The sequence below is a fragment of the Pseudoxanthomonas sp. LjRoot125 genome, from assembly GCF_964252705.1.
Lineage (GTDB): Bacteria > Pseudomonadota > Gammaproteobacteria > Xanthomonadales > Xanthomonadaceae > Pseudoxanthomonas_A.
The window spans coordinates 937,203-952,438 of the sequence record NZ_CAXUOY020000001.1 but is presented as its reverse complement, the minus strand read 5'-3'; the positions used below and the strand labels follow the sequence as shown (position 1 = coordinate 952,438).

The following is a 15,236-nucleotide window of genomic DNA, read 5'->3' as shown; positions in this document are numbered from 1 at the left end:
AAGTCGATGACCAGCCAGTCGATATGCTGACACGATCTAACGGTTCAACTGTCAGCTAGGTCGGCATGCGCAGTGAGCACCAAACATGCCATGCTCTCCGCCGACCTTGTAGCCCCCTCACTACAGATACAATATTCGCTGATGGCGAGCAAGCAGAATCGTGACTAAGGCACCGAATGCTGCACTAATGTTTTGTGGAGATCCGGCGCTCGATTTTTCGCTAGACGGTCGCATGCAAGTATTGGTCAGCGTTCGCTGCCATTCAGAAACGCAGTTGTAGCGAGCTTGAGATTGAACTGCATCGAATGCACGCCTGCAGATTATTCACACCAAGCTGTTTGCGCCAGAAGAGTACTGATCCTTGCAGGGACCAGCACACCAGAAAACCCGCCCCTCGACGTAGCGATTGCAAGTCTTCCTCCTAGATACTCTTCAAGCAGGAAGTACCTGTACTCCAGGGTCAGGCGACTCTTTCTAAGCACCTCGGTGAGATGCACTAGGCGCTCACTCTTGCGCTTATCCCGCACAAGTCTTGGATGTCCATGTGTCGAATCAAGGCGTGCACGGAAGCTAATAATATCTTCTTCACTCCACCCGCTTTCCCTAAATTGTGATCCGCGATGACTCCTTTCCAAAAGCCCTAGACGCGACGCGTGCATCATCAAACGAGGGGGAATTTGCAACATGCGAGCCGCCTTCCTGGCTTCCAAAGACTTCCCAGCCACACGCAGCGAATCTGGCACCGCCTCCACGTCAATCTCGAACCCATTCACGCCGTCGCAGGTCACTTTGCGACTTCTAATCCTGCCCTTGTCGCATGCAAGCAACAGGGTTCTGTAATCGATCTCCAGATCCTTTGCAGCTTCATCTACATTGAAGTAGATATTCCCCTTGAAGGATCGATATCGCCGCTTGATCGGCTTATCAATGAAGCGATCGATCTCGTTCCTTAAAAATTCAAACTCTGGACGTTTAATCCTTTCATATCCGAGTCTCTCGTATATCCAAATCCTTCGAGCTATCCCCACATGGATAGGCAAGCCCCTGGCGGTCTCAATTGTTTGAAGGGCTTTTCGAAAACCGTGCGGCCAATTCGAGAACGCTTCCGCCCCGACATTCGTCATCCTAGGAGCGACGCGATCAAAAGTCCCTGCCGCCGCATGTCCTGATGGGCGCGAGTAAAGTGCGAGGAAGCGAACTGTCACAAGCAAATCTGCTAATGAGAGATCACCAAGCTCAGAAGGAAACCCCGCAATCTTCTGAATCTTCGCCCGAGACGAGAAGGCCCGATCTATGAGATCACAAACATACATCTCAGACTCTGCTGGAGACCGAACGCTGCGCGAAGCCAGTGAGCCGCCACATGAACACGTCAAAAGCCCCGGACGTATCCATGTTGCTGACTTCCCACACGATGTGCACTGGACCTCGCCCGTTGTGCCATGTCGGGGACAGCATGTGTAGTTGGAGAGATGCCATGCAGCTGAGATCAAGCCTGACTCCCCTACACACGCCGCACAAAACTCGGACTCCTCTATTCCCTTGACAGCGCAGTTCGGAACCAGCACGTTGCAGAGAGCTGTCATCTTTGCCGATACGCGACTGCCACCCCTGCGGAAGGGTGCAAAGGGGTCTCCAAAATCCTCCGTAGCGACGCCATTGGCAGTCGCTAAAGAATCCATATCTATCAAACCGGCCAAAATCCTGTTCCTGGGATAGGGCTGAGCTTGCCGCAGAAGTTCCAGAGGACTCCGAAGGCGATTTGCTTCCGTTAGCCGGACCAGATGTCCGAGTGGACTCTCGGACTCGGCGGGCTTGATGGTTCGGATGAATTTCACTTGGAATGCGCTCCTCGACCACCCGAAGCGTTCGGTCCCACTTCCCTGCCGACTTGAGCCGCAAGTCTAAGAGCCTCATCCGAGACTTCACCCACAAAGTCTGGATGAAACGGATCTTTACGACCTGGCCAGCTCGCAGGCTTGCCGACCACACTGAGCACTCCTCTACGAAGGAGTTCGAATCCCATCGGAGTCATTTTCCTGAGCCTTTCGTACTCAGCAACGCGAATGATCTTAATCAGGTAGCCAAGGAGACCGCCTGTGCTGCAGTAGAGGCGAAAAGCCAGCGTCAGATCTGTCATTGTGTGATCAAACGGCATTTCCAATCGGAGTTTCTTGGTGACCGCCTCAACCGAGTTGCAGAAAAGTTCCCGTTGAGACTTGATTCGCCAATCCAATCGCAGACAGCGAATGGCAGCACCGGTGCGACCTCGCAGCTGCTCATTGACATTAAAAACCGGTGCCATTCGCTCGAGCCCGAGAAACATGAACGGAACGCTGGTCTCATCACCAATATCGATAAACAGATCCGCAACAGCGTGCTGAACTTTCGTTCCTCTTGAATCCACAAGCCGGTGCAAGTCATCAACAATCAGCATCTTCAGCCCAACCATATCCGCGACTTCCCGGATTCGATCAAGGCGCTCAACAGGGCTTCGCCGCTGACTCCAACTTGCGTCTCCAAGAGAGCGGAGAAGCTGCTGAGCAACAACGACGGAAGAGGGAACGGACGGAACACGAAAATATCCCCATGGCAACTGCAGCCCAGATTCATCTCGCTTTGGCATGTTTTCTCGCAAGAGCGCTCGCGCGAGGCTTGTCTTTCCGGACCTACTCGGCCCCTCTAGGTTTACGTTATTTTCCTTTCTGGCGTTTGGCGCCATGCGAAGAACGCGATTCGTTGATGTCTTTGCCTCCTTGAACCAAGGGGCCTGGATATAAATGCGATCAACGACAGCTGGCAGATGTCCAGGCTCGTAACCATAGGCGAATACTTGCATTCGAAAAATGGTTGGATCCCTCGACCACTCGACTTTTTCTGATGGTTGTTTCTTTCCACCTGACGTTGATCCGTCCGCAGCCATTAGAAAGTCCCCACTTCGACATCCGACGATTCGTTATCGAATGGATCTACGACCTCAGCTGGTCGTGGTTGTGCAGAACTTCTTTGCGTATCGCCCGCGCATGCCTGAGCTGCCTCTGCACAAATGCCCTGCAGGAGTCGCGCTTCCCGCGCGCGCGTCTTAAGGGGAGAGTCCGCCATGCCTTCATAGATGATCGCCGCCAAAGCCATTTTCGCTGCAAGCTGCTCTGAGAAGCTCGCAACGCCGATCCCTTGCTCCCTCGAGAATTTCCGAATTGCTTTGTGTTGCCACATAGTTAGACCCTCAGCGTAGGCAGGGTTAAGCGACGGCACTTCAGATCGGAACTCCGCCGGATCGTACTCAACGATGATCGAGCCCAAATTCGATGGAGATGGATAGACAGCTACTTGAATTTCAGACCCAAACTGCCGACGCAAATCAACGAGCTCATCCGAGTTGTAGAGATTTCCGCTATTGCAATCTATACCCTTGTGCGTCAGCGGCTTTAACCTCGGGACACGCATCAGCGTATCGATAGAATGAATATCCGTCGCCAATGGGATATCGTCTTCAGCAATTGTCGAGTTCCATTTTCCACGTGGCGCCATCTGGAGCGATCGATGAGGTCTGCAGTGATACTTATCAACGATCCACGCGACCAGTCCGTTCCTAACTGCTGACATTGTGCATACAGCGCGCCCTACTGCATCGTAGTCGTCCTTATCTTTGATGTTACTTCGTGTCGTCCCCTCGATCTGATGACAGAAGCCACGGTTCATCGTAAGCATGAAGCGTTCAACTGTACCCTTCTGCCAAGGCATCTTGCTTCCGCACCAAGCAACTTCGATGCCCAGGCATCCGGCCATCCGATCAATGGCACCGGCGTGGTTCTCTAGGGCCTGATCGACGACCAATGTCTCCATCAGGCCGTACATGTTCCATTCGCCAATGAGCCCTGGAATCCGTTCCAGCAACGATAGCTTTGGCAAAAGAACCGATTTCAGGCATTGCCCGACCGTGGAGACACTTGGAGGCTCAAAGCCGATGTAGATTCCGAGGATGCACCTGGTAAAAACATCGATTGCAACAGCAATTGTTGGCCTTCCAAGGGGCAGCAGCGTTTGATCGTCCAGCACGATGAGATCAAGGACCGTATGATCAAGCTCAATACGCTCCAATGGTCGCGTTGCACAGGTCGCACCACGAACCGCCCTGAATTTCCTAATGGCGTTCTCATGCCCGTAGCGAGCGGCGTGCACATCGAACGCTGGTATCGATTTGATGTGCTTGTACACCTGGTTCGCTTTTGGCATGGCCAGCGGCGGGAGTTCCGGGTTCGCTTTGGTCCACTCATTAACAAGAATGCAAGCCGCCTTGAACGCTTCGTCTCTAGGCTTGCGTAGACGGGTGAGGTACTCTTCCTCGATAGCCTCCTCGACAAGATCGAGCAATACACCTTCAAGCACCTGTGCTTTGCGACCCGCCTTATGGTGTTGAGGAAGAAGCGCCCTGACGTCCCAGCCGTACTCCTCCAACTTCGCCCACCAGCGCCAGACCGTAGCCGAATCAGGAATCAAGGGGACGACTTTCATGTTCTTCGTAAATGTGGGCCAGAGTTCACGGATTCTTTCTCGCTGGGTGGTGGATCCCCAACCCAGCGACCAGACCTCTTTTACGAGTCGAAACTTTGCGCTCGCCAAATTCCATGCCTCCTGACCTACTTCATCCGGCTTGCCGCGAGGGGTGACTTTGTACAACTCCTTCGCAATATCTGAAGACAATCGTTCCTTGATCAGGAACTCCAGCTTTCCCTCTTCGTACTTGCGCCTAAGCGCGGTCAAGGAAATGCGGGTGATAGCACCGTCCTTCGGATCCTTTAGCTGCCAGTCCTCACCGACACGGCTGTGGAGCATCAATCGATTGCCATCGATGGAAATTACTTGGTAACGCCTAAGGCACGCACCAGCCATGACAGACTCTCCTCTGGGTTGTTGTCTTGAAGTGTTTGAAAGCTCAGAAGCTTCCAGCTCGCCTCATACCAGTTGAGGGAAACCTCGCCTCTCAAAGCCAAGTTCGCTGCCGCATGAAATGCATGTTTGCCATCAAAGACATGACCCACGAGATCTGCCCGCGACAGGCCACCCCGTTCGCTCAGCATCTGAAGAATGCTTCGATCTGCGATGGCCGAGCCGGCGACACGTCCAAATCTCATCAGGGCTGCAGCATTCTCCAGCGATGCGCCGGCGCATATTTCGCGCTCCATCGAGACTGCATAGTTCATGCCGAGGCACTTGAGTCGAGGTGCAATTAGCGCAGCACGCTCCACAGCCTGAGAATTACTGGGGTCGAGGTTGCTTTTGATTTCGAGAATCCAAACCGTGCCTTCGTGAGTCAGGAAGGCAGCGTCCGGTACATGGGCGTGCCACTGTCCATCGGCTAGATAGTGGATCGTGAAGGGCTGTTCGGTGAACCTCTCGACACTTGGACAGGCGTCAAGGAGTCGGAACACCTTCGACTCCAGCCTCGACTCCCAATGGACAAGGCGTCCGATCTTCCAGCTAGGATATTTCCCGGTCATCACGCGACGGGATCTAGAAATCAGCTGTCGTGCACGAATCTCGCCCGGCTTAGGCAGCTCAATTCTTAGACCGAGCTGCGCGACTGCATCGTTGTGCAGAGCGAGGGTCTGGCTCCATGAACCTATCGATCCGGCGACACTCTCGCAAGGATCCAGAATTGCTGGCTTAACAAGGAAACTTGAAGTCTCGGGAGGGGCAGACAGCTGCCGCTGTGCCTCCGCGATTGAATTGAAGCAGGTCTCTAAACCCGCAGAACTTGAGGTGACAGCACCGGCCCCGGCGTGATGAGCAGCCGAGTCGTCTGTCCTGTCCGACGCGTTGCGCGATCGGGAATTTTTTTGCGACTTGTCCACGAGACACCCGCAGGCCGGGATGGCCATATCTCGTAGAGGAGATCGCGCCTAAGCGTTTGCGCCGTAGCGATGTCGTGGTGCCACCAATTTGCAACGCGACCTGCTCCCGGTGCTTCGGCAATCAGAGGTCGTATCGAAAATAGTTGCGAAAGAGATTCTGCTCTTGCAGTGGATTTGCACTGACAGGCATGCGACTCACTGGTGCTGAGCCAATGCACCGTGTGAAAAAGAGAGAGAGTCGTTCTGCGCCGGCTCGATCTGCCGGTTCGTCTTGCTGGATGGCTGAGCCTAAACGCCCACATCAGCTTTGAGAGTTAACAGACTGAACATGGAGCCTCCTACGCGACAACTATTACTCCGCGCGCCCTTGCCTGTCAACTGCCGTTTGCCGTTTGCCGTTTGCCGTTTGCCGTTTGCCGTTTGCCGTTAGCCGTTAGCCGTTAGCCGTTAGCCGTCGACTCTAGATCTCAACACGCCCAATCGGAGGGTCCAAGAGGAAGATCGTCGAGCATGCCTCGCACCTCACGGCATTAGGGGAGCTGTTGACGCGCATCTCAACCCCTGGGACCGTCTCCAGTAGCCTTAGCGCCGTGACCAGCCGACAATGATACGGCTTGCCGTACCTCCCCCCTTCGCAGGGTGCTGCGGCCCACGTCACCCTTGCAACCTACCGGAACTCCCTGCCTTATGGATCAATCGCAACTGAAGTGGATTTCCGACTTCATCTGGAACATCGCCGATGACCGCCTGCGCGACGTGTATGTGCGCGGCAAATACCGCGACGTGATCCTGCCGTTCACCGTGCTGCGCCGGTTGGACGCCGTGCTGGAATCCACCAAGGATGCCGTGCTCCGACAAAAGGCGATGCTGGATCACGCCGACATCGTCAATCAGGAAGGGGCACTGCGCCAGGCTGCAGGGCAAGCGTTCTACAACACTTCGCAGTTCACCCTAGGCAAGCTCAAGTCTAGCGCGGCCAGCCAACGCCTGCGTGACGACTTCATCGACTACCTCGACGGATTCTCCGAAAACGTCCAGCTCATCCTGAAGAACTTCAAGTTCCGCGACCAGATCCAGACGATGGTCGAAGCGGAAATCCTCGGCCATCTGATCGCCGACTTCCTCGACCCTGGAGTGAACCTGTCTCCGCTGCCGGTGAAGGATGCCGACGGCAAGGTGAAGCTGCCTGCACTGGACAACCATGGCATGGGCACGGTCTTTGAGGAGCTGATCCGTCGCTTCAACGAAGAGAACAACGAGGAGGCCGGCGAGCATTTCACTCCGCGCGACGTGGTCACGCTGATGGGCAAGCTGCTGTTCCTGCCCGTGGCCGAACGCATTGAATCCGGCACTTACACCCTGTACGACGGAAGTTGCGGCACCGGCGGCATGTTGACCGTAGCGGAAGACGAACTGCGCGACCTGGCCCGAGCAAACCAACGCGAAGCCTCCATCCACCTGTTCGGTCAGGAGATCAACCCGGAAACCTTTGCCATCTGCAAGGCTGACCTGCTGCTCAAGGGCGAAGGCGAGGAAGCAGAGAACATCCTTGGTGGCGCGGACAAGTCCACGCTGTCCGCCGACCAGTTCCGCAGCAAGGACTTCGATTTCATGATTTCCAACCCGCCCTACGGCAAGAGTTGGAAGACAGACCTCGAACGCATGGGCGGCAAGAAGAACTTCAGCGACAACCGCTTCATCGTCAACCACGGTGGCGATGCCGAGTTCAAGCTCATTACCCGTTCCAGCGACGGTCAGCTTATGTTCCTGGTCAACAAGCTGTCAAAGATGAAGCACGACACACCACTGGGCAGCCGCATCGCGTTGGTGCACAACGGCTCGGCCCTGTTCACCGGCGGCGCGGGCCAAGGTGAGAGCAACATCCGCCGCTGGATACTGGAGAACGATTGGCTGGAAGCGATCATTGCCCTGCCGCTTAACATTTTCTACAACACCGGTATTGCCACCTACATCTGGGTGCTGGCGAACAAGAAGGCCGAACACCGCAAGGGCAAGGTGCAATTGATCGATGCCAGTGGCTGGTCCCAGCCACTGCGCCGCAACCTGGGCAAGAAGAACTGCGAGCTTTCGCCTACCGATGCGCAGCGCATCCTCGACCTGTACCTGGGCGAAGCAACCGAAACCGAGCAGTCCAAGTGGTTCGCACCCTCCGACTTCGGCTATTGGGAAGTGACAGTGGAACGCCCCCTGCGCCTGAAGAGCCAGCTAAAGAACGGCTTGATTGACACCCTTCGCTTCGCCAGCGGTGATGAAATCCTGCGCGAAGAGATCTGGAAGAAGTACGGCGAGGCGCTCTACACCAGCTTCGCCAGCATCAAGGCTGATATGGAAGCGTGGCTGAAAGGCGACGAGGACGAGGCCGAGGACAGCGAGGACGACGGCGACGACGGCGACGAAGACGAGGCTGCACCCAAGCGCAAGGCAGTTCCCGCCAAGAGGCGCAAGAAGCTGCTCGATCCGACTACCTGGCTGCGCGACAAGAAGCTGCTGGAAGCCGCCAAGCAGGCGCAGACTGCACTCGGCCATGACGTGCATGACGATCACAACGCATTCCGTAGCCTGTTCAATGATTTCCTGAAGGACACAGGCATCAAGCTGGGCGCACCGGAAAAGAAGGCGATCTTCAAGGCGGTGAGCTGGCGTGATGAATACGCGCCGGAAGTGATCGCCAAACGCACGAAGCTGAAAGCCGGAGATGCCTTCGAGGAGAACATCACCGGGCAGTATTTTCTGACGGAAGGCAAGGATCGTTATGTGCTGGAGTACGAGGCCGATTCCGACCTGCGCGATACCGAGCAGGTGCCACTAAACGAGGAAGGCGGCATCGAGGCCTTCATCAAGCGTGAGGTGCTGCCGCACGCCGCGGATGCGTGGATGGAACCGTCCAAGACGCGGATTGGTTACGAGATTTCGTTTGCGCGCTACTTCTACAAGCCGGTCCCGCAGCGCACGCTGGCTGAAATCCGCGCCGACATCCTTGCGCTGGAGCAGCGGAGCGAAGGCTTGTTGAGCAAGATTGTGGGAGCGGCGTGATGACGGTGGCGAGCGCGCATCCGAACTATCGCGCATCCGGACTACCTTGGGCTCCTCGACTTCCGGAGGGCTGGCAGGTGCTGCGCAATGGCCGCCTTTTCGGCCATCGCGTCGAAACGGGCTTCCCCGATCTGCCCATTCTGGAAGTGTCGCTGCGCACCGGCGTGCGCGTGCGTGACATGGAAAACCTGAAGCGCAAGCAGGTGATGAGTCAGAAGGAGAAGTACAAGCGCGCAACCAAGGGCGACATCGCCTACAACATGATGCGGATGTGGCAAGGCGCGGCCGGCCCCGCGCCAGTCGATGGGCTGGTCAGCCCGGCCTATGTGGTGGTGAAGCCCTACGACGAGGCCAACAGCAGCTACTACAGCTATCTGTTCCGCACGGCGGCCTACATGCAGGAGGTCAACAAGTTCTCGCGCGGCATCGTGGCCGACCGCAATCGGCTGTATTGGGAATCCTTCAAGCAGATGCCCTCGCTTGTGCCCCCGCGCCCCGAGCAAGACCAGATCGTCGCCTACCTGCGCGCGCAGGACGCGCACATCGCCCGCTTCATCAAGGCCAAGCACGAACTCATCAAGCTGCTCACCGAACAGAAGCTACGCATCATCGACCACGCCGTCACACGCGGCCTTGATGCATCGGTCGCGCTCAAGCCGTCCGGCATCGAATGGCTGGGCGACGTGCCGGAGCATTGGGATGTGCTTCAGCTGCGACGAGTATCCCGTTGTCTAGATGGTGCTCGAATTCCACTAAATGCCACCGAAAGAGGGCTTCGTCAGGGCAGCTATCCGTATTGGGGGGCAAACAAGGTAATCGACCATTTGGATGGATGGCTATTCGATGAACCCCTTGTCCTTCTCGGGGAGGATGGTGCGCCCTTCTTCGACAAGACCAAGGAGGTGGCTTTCGCGGTATCGGGCAAGATCTGGGTGAACAACCACGCGCACGTTCTCCGCCCAAGCAGTCGAATTACGCCACAGTATTTGGCACATGCACTCAATTGCGTGGACTACACGGGATTTATCGATGGATCAACGCGCGACAAGCTGACACAGCAATCAATGAAAAGCATCCGGATTGTGCTCCCACAAGTGAGTGAGCAAATCGAGATTTGTAAGCACATTGAATCTGCTTGTGCGCCACTCAATGTCGCCATTGAAAGAACAGAGCAGGAAATCGCTCTGATCCGCGAATACCGCGACCGCCTGATTGCCGATGTCGTCACCGGCCAGGTGGACGTGCGTAGCTGGCAGCCCGGCCCGGATGACCTGGTGAGTGACGACGAACTGGCCGCACTCGGCGACGACGAGGCCGGTACCGGCACGGAGGCAATGGAAGAGCTCGATACCGCCTGACCGGCGGACCGAACGTGACCGTTACTGCCGGCTCGACACCCCAAACCTGAATGGGCCACAATCCCTGATAATCGCTACTGTAGTCCACAACAGACCTGATCCACGGCTATGAGCACCATTGCTCTGCAACCCGATGTGCTGCGCTGGGCGCGTGAACGCGCCGGCTTGGCCGTGGACAAATTTGCGCAAAAGGCGAAGATCAAGCCAGAAAAAGTCCGCAGCTGGGAAGAAACCGGCAAGCTCACCTTCGGTCAGCTCGAGCACTTGGCCCAGCACACCCACACCCCCATCGGCCACCTGTTCCTCAGCAAACCGCTCAAGGAAAAGCTGTCCATCCCGGACTTCCGCACCGTCGGCGACCGCGCAGTGGGCGAACCCAGCACCGAGCTACTGGACACCGTTCAGACCATGCAGCGCCGCCAGGACTGGATGCGCGATGAGTTGATCGAACAGGGACAGGAACCGCTACCTTTCATCGGCAAGTTCAGCCTGAAGGACAAGCCAGAAGCCGTGGCGGCGGACATGCGCAAGCAGTTCGCACTTCAAGCCGGCTGGGCCAAGGGCGTGAGCGGCTGGGAAGCGGCACTGGCGGAGCTGCGCCACCGCGTGCAGCAGGCTGGCATCCTGATCGTGTTCAACGGCGTGGTGGGCAACAACACCCACCGCAAGCTGGAACCGGAAGAGTTCCGCGGCTTCGCCCTGTCCGACGCGTACGCCCCGCTCGTGTTCCTCAACGCCAGCGATGCCAAGAGCGCGCAGATGTTTACACTGGCGCACGAACTGGCGCATCTGTGGCTGGGCCTGGATGCAGTGTCCGGTATGGAGGCGACGCTCCCGGCGAACAACAAGAGCGAAAGGTTCTGCAATCAGGTCGCCGCTGAGTTCCTGATCCCCGCCAAGGAATTCCCCGCCGCGTGGCAAGCGGCGGAACTGGCGGCGGATCCCTACAGCCATCTGGCCAGGCAGTTCAAGGTCAGCCCGATTGTTGCGGCCCGACGTGCGCTGGATCTGAAGTACATCGACCGCGATACCTTCCTTGCCTTCTACCGCGATTACATCAAGGCCGAACGCAAGAAGAAGGATGCGCAAAAGGGCGGCGGCGACTTCTTCTCAACCCAGCATGTGCGCGTAGGCGAACGCTTCGGCCGTGCCGTCATCTCGGCGGCGCGGGACGGTCGGTTGCTGTACCGCGACGCCTTCCAGTTGGTCGGCTTCGGTGGCGCCACCTTCGACAAGTTCGCTAAAGACCTGGGCATGGGTGATTGATGGACCAGGCAGCCAAGGAAGTGCAGCGCAAGTACGTACTGGACGCCAACGTATTCATTCAGTCGCACCGCCACCACTACGCCTTCGACATCGTGCCGGGCTTCTGGAAGAGCTTGCTCGGCCAGCATGACGCGGGCGTACTGGTCAGCATCGACCGAGTGAAAGACGAAGTGCTCGCCGGCGGTAAGGGCGACCCACTGGAAGACTGGGCAAAGAAGACCGCACCTGGAACGCTCTGGGCAAGCACCAAAGATGCCAAGGTTGGCGCCGCCTACGGCGAGATGATGAACTGGGTGCAGGCCAGCAAGCATTACAACGATGTCGCCAAGCGGATTTTCGCCACTAACGCCGATGGCTGGGTGGCCGCTTATGCAAAGGTTAACGGGCTGGCACTCGTCACCCACGAGCAGTTCGATCAGAACAAGAAGAAGGAAGTTCCGCTGCCGAACCTCTGCAAACAGTTCGGTTTGGAGTGCATCCATCCATTCGAGATGCTGCGCAGGCTGAAGATCAAGTTCAACTAAGGGGATCGGACAAATGGGGAAAACGGATATCAGCGAGCGATGGTTCGAGGCGCGGATTGTGCGCGGCCTGACCGGCAATTCGCAGCCGGATTTCAATACGTCGCTGGAACCGACCGACTTCGCCTATTCCCACAATGGCTATGTCCAGGGCAAGCCCACTGACTACAACCGCGATGTCGGGTTGGACACGGCAAAACTGCTGGCCTTCCTAGAAGACACCCAGGCAAGAACTGTCGAGCTGCTGGAGCTGGACAAGGAAGGCATCAAGCGCATCCAGTTCCTGCACCGACTGCAAGGCGAGATCGCCAAACGCGGCGTGGTTGACGTGCTGCGCAAGGGTCTGGCCCACGGTCCGGCGCATGTGGACATGTACAAGCTGCTACCCACGCCCGGCAACGCCACGGCGGCGGATAATTTCAAAAAGAACGTCTTCAGCGTCACCCGCCAGGTGCGTTACAGCAGCGATTCCGGCAACGAGCTCGACATGGTCATCTTCATCAACGGTCTGCCGGTACTGACCTTCGAGCTGAAGAACAGCCTCACCAAGCAAACAGTCGCCGATGCGATCACGCAATACCAGACCACCCGCGACCCAAACGAGCCACTGTTCAAGCTCGGCGTGTGCATCGCCCACTTTGCGGTGGACGATGCCCAGGCGATGTTCTGCCCGCAACTGACCGGCAAGGGCTCGTGGTTTTTGCCCTTTAACAAGGGTCACAACAGCGGCGCAGGCAATCCGGTCAATCCGCAGGGGATCAAGACCGACTACCTGTGGAAGGACATACTTACCAAGGAGTCGCTGGCCAACATCATCGAGAGCTTCAGTCAAGTCGTGGAGGAAGAAGAGGAAGACGATAACGGGCGCAAGAAGAAAAAGCGCAAACAAGTCTTCCCTCGTTACCACCAATTGCGCACTGTGCGAGCCCTGCTGCGCCAGGCCAAGGCCGATGGCGTTGGCCGCCGATACCTGATCCAGCACTCGGCCGGCTCAGGGAAATCGAACACCATCGCATGGCTTGCACACCAACTGGTCGAACTGAAGACCAGCGCCGACCCAACGATCGCACAGTTCGACTCCATCGTGGTCATCACCGACCGCACCGCGCTGGACACACAGATCTCCAAGACCATCAAGGGCTACGACCATGTAGCCTCGATCCTCGGCCATTCTGATGACTCCGCACAGTTGCGCGACTTCCTGCGTCGAGGCAAGAAGATCATCATTACAACGGTACAGAAGTTCCCCTTCGTCCTGGACGAACTTGGCGACATGGGTGGTAGTAAGTTCGCCCTGTTAATCGACGAAGCGCACTCCAGCCAAGGTGGCAAGACCACGGCCAAAATGCACATGGCGTTGTCAGGCGAGGCTGAAGAGGACGAAGCCTCCGAGGCCACGACCGAAGACAAGATCAACGAACTTATCGAATCACGCAGGATGCTGGCGAACGCCAGCTACTTCGCATTTACCGCCACCCCCAAGCACAAGACACTGGAATTGTTCGGCGAAAAGATCGTCAACGGCAATGAAGTCAAGTTCCGTTCACCGGAAGAACTCACCTACACCACCAAGCAGGCCATCGAGGAGGGGTTCATTCTGGACGTGATCCAGAACTACACCCCCATCAATAGCTATTACCAAGTCGCCAAGGCCGTTGAGGGCGATCCGCTGTACGACAAGGTCAAGGCGCTGAAGAAAATCCGCCGCTACGTCGAAGGCAGCGACCAGGCCATCCGCCGAAAGGCCGAGATCATGGTCGATCACTTCTTGGACGAGGTCGTCGGCAACCAGAAGATTGGGGGCAAGGCCCGCGGCATGGTTGTATGCAATGGGATCGACCGTGCGGTGCGCTACTACTTCGAGATTTCCGACTATCTGAAGGAAATCAAATCGCCGTACAAGGCCATCCTTGCTTACTCCGGCGAACATGAGATTTCCGGAGAGAAGAAGACCGAGGCACATATCAATGACTTTCCCAGCAAGGACATTCCGGCCAAGCTGAAGAAGGACCCCTACCGGCTCTTGGTGGTCGCCAATAAATTCACCACCGGCTTCGACGAGCCGCTTCTGCACTCAATGTACGTGGACAAGCCGCTCGGTGGCGTGGTCGCCGTGCAAACGCTTTCGCGCCTCAACCGCGCCCACCCTAAGAAGCGCGACACTTTCGTGCTGGATTTCGCCGACAACAAGGCCGCCGTCGAGCTTGCGTTCCAGGATTATTACCGCGCCACCATCCAAAGCGGCGAAACCGATCCGAACAAGTTGCACGACCTCAAGCGCAAGCTGGATGAAAACCAAGTCTACTCCTGGGAGCAGGTTGAGCAGTTCGTCGGCCTGTACCTTGCTGGCGTCGACCGAGACAAGCTCGACTCTATCCTCGACACCTGCGTCGAGGAATACAAGAAGCTCGATGAAAAGGGCCAGGTCGAATTCAAGGGCAAGGCCAAGACCTTCAACCGAAGCTATGGCTTCCTTGCCGCCGTACTGACCTATGGCCGCCCGGAGTGGGAAAAGCTGTCCATCTTCCTCGATCTGCTGCTGCCTAAGCTTCCCGCACCCCGTTATGACGACTTGGATGAAGACGTACTGAAGGCCATCGACCTTGACAGCTATCGCACGGAGAAGCTTGCGGCTCTGAAACTGGCGATGAAGGATGAGGATTCCGTGGTCGAGGTGCCCGATCAATCTGGCTACGGCGGATTGGGCGGGGACGGTGACAACGATGAAAGGCTCTCCACTATCGTCAAGCAATTCAACGACCTGTTCGGTAACATCGATTGGAAGGATGCCGACAAAATCAAGAAAGTGGTCACCGAAGACCTCCCGCAGATGGTCGCGCAGGACAAGGCCTACAAGAATGCCGTCGCCAATTCCGACAAGGCCAATGCAAAGCTTGAGCACGACAAGGCGCTGTCCAGCGCAGTGATGGCGCTGATGGCTGACCACATCGAGCTGTTCAAGCAGTTCAGCGACAATCCTGGCTTCAAGACTTGGCTTACAGATGCCAGCTTCAGGGCGACCTATCACCCGCCTACAGGTCCGTAGGTCAAACCGCCGAATGTGGGAAAGGCGATAACCGGAAACCGAACGCCCCGGATTCCGGGCGATCTAGGCGACGACGAGCGGGAAATCCGGAAACTTACCGCCGGGAGAAAGGGAAACCAGCCCCTATCCCGTTCAG

9 protein-coding genes and 1 pseudogene are annotated in these 15,236 nt (G+C 56.9%); 5 read left to right on the top strand and 5 right to left on the bottom strand.

Annotation, left to right across the window (positions count from 1 at the left end):
- Window positions 1-320 precede the first annotated feature (320 nt).
- From ACSION_RS04175 to ACSION_RS04155, 5 genes and pseudogenes are all read right to left on the bottom strand, one after another.
- Window positions 321-1,313, bottom strand: a complete 993-nt coding sequence (locus ACSION_RS04175) for a hypothetical protein (RefSeq protein ID WP_435306729.1) — start codon at window positions 1,311-1,313, stop codon at window positions 321-323.
- Between the two features lie 135 nt (window positions 1,314-1,448).
- Window positions 1,449-1,838: pseudogene (locus ACSION_RS04170) on the bottom strand (TniQ family protein); the annotation flags it as partial.
- On the bottom strand, window positions 1,835-2,839 hold the full coding sequence (locus ACSION_RS04165) for an ATP-binding protein (protein WP_435304974.1): 1,005 nt from the start codon (window positions 2,837-2,839) through the stop codon (window positions 1,835-1,837). The gene ACSION_RS04165 and the pseudogene ACSION_RS04170, both read right to left, overlap by 4 nt.
- An 83-nt stretch (window positions 2,840-2,922) precedes the next feature.
- Window positions 2,923-4,893 carry a hypothetical protein gene (locus tag ACSION_RS04160; protein ID WP_435304973.1) on the bottom strand — a complete coding sequence of 657 codons (1,971 nt, stop codon included), beginning with the start codon at window positions 4,891-4,893 and terminating at the stop codon, window positions 2,923-2,925.
- Complete coding sequence (locus tag ACSION_RS04155) at window positions 4,860-5,432, bottom strand: hypothetical protein (RefSeq protein WP_435304972.1); 573 nt, start codon at window positions 5,430-5,432, stop codon at window positions 4,860-4,862. The genes ACSION_RS04160 and ACSION_RS04155 overlap by 34 nt, the downstream gene beginning before the upstream one ends.
- A gap of 1,110 nt (window positions 5,433-6,542) precedes the next feature.
- Here ACSION_RS04155 and ACSION_RS04150 point away from each other — a divergent pair.
- From ACSION_RS04150 to ACSION_RS04130, 5 genes are all read left to right on the top strand, one after another.
- On the top strand, window positions 6,543-8,909 hold the full coding sequence (locus tag ACSION_RS04150; protein ID WP_435304971.1) for a type I restriction-modification system subunit M: 2,367 nt from the start codon (window positions 6,543-6,545) through the stop codon (window positions 8,907-8,909).
- Window positions 8,909-10,267 (top strand): restriction endonuclease subunit S, encoded by a 1,359-nt coding sequence (locus ACSION_RS04145; RefSeq protein ID WP_435304970.1) that lies wholly within the window; start codon window positions 8,909-8,911, stop codon window positions 10,265-10,267. The genes ACSION_RS04150 and ACSION_RS04145 overlap by 1 nt, the downstream gene beginning before the upstream one ends.
- Before the next feature lie 108 nt (window positions 10,268-10,375).
- The gene (locus tag ACSION_RS04140) at window positions 10,376-11,533 is read left to right on the top strand and encodes an ImmA/IrrE family metallo-endopeptidase (RefSeq protein WP_435304969.1); all 1,158 of its coding nucleotides are present in this window, start codon (window positions 10,376-10,378) and stop codon (window positions 11,531-11,533) included.
- Window positions 11,533-12,057 (top strand): DUF4411 family protein, encoded by a 525-nt coding sequence (locus tag ACSION_RS04135; RefSeq protein WP_435304968.1) that lies wholly within the window; start codon window positions 11,533-11,535, stop codon window positions 12,055-12,057. The genes ACSION_RS04140 and ACSION_RS04135 overlap by 1 nt, the downstream gene beginning before the upstream one ends.
- Window positions 12,058-12,070: 13 nt before the next feature.
- On the top strand, window positions 12,071-15,100 hold the full coding sequence (locus tag ACSION_RS04130) for a type I restriction endonuclease subunit R (protein ID WP_435304967.1): 3,030 nt from the start codon (window positions 12,071-12,073) through the stop codon (window positions 15,098-15,100).
- Window positions 15,101-15,236 lie beyond the last annotated feature (136 nt).

Excerpts from the sequence above, each read along its gene's own strand:
- ACSION_RS04150 (WP_435304971.1), top strand. The coding sequence starts at position 6,543 with ATGGATCAATCGCAACTGAAGTGGATTTCCGACTTCATCTGGAACATC.
- ACSION_RS04175 (WP_435306729.1), bottom strand. The coding sequence starts at position 1,313 with ATGTATGTTTGTGATCTCATAGATCGGGCCTTCTCGTCTCGGGCGAAG.
- ACSION_RS04165 (WP_435304974.1), bottom strand. The coding sequence starts at position 2,839 with ATGCAAGTATTCGCCTATGGTTACGAGCCTGGACATCTGCCAGCTGTC.
- ACSION_RS04145 (WP_435304970.1), top strand. The coding sequence starts at position 8,909 with ATGACGGTGGCGAGCGCGCATCCGAACTATCGCGCATCCGGACTACCT.
- ACSION_RS04135 (WP_435304968.1), top strand. The coding sequence starts at position 11,533 with ATGGACCAGGCAGCCAAGGAAGTGCAGCGCAAGTACGTACTGGACGCC.
- ACSION_RS04160 (WP_435304973.1), bottom strand. The coding sequence starts at position 4,893 with ATGGCTGGTGCGTGCCTTAGGCGTTACCAAGTAATTTCCATCGATGGC.
- ACSION_RS04140 (WP_435304969.1), top strand. The coding sequence starts at position 10,376 with ATGAGCACCATTGCTCTGCAACCCGATGTGCTGCGCTGGGCGCGTGAA.
- ACSION_RS04130 (WP_435304967.1), top strand. The coding sequence starts at position 12,071 with ATGGGGAAAACGGATATCAGCGAGCGATGGTTCGAGGCGCGGATTGTG.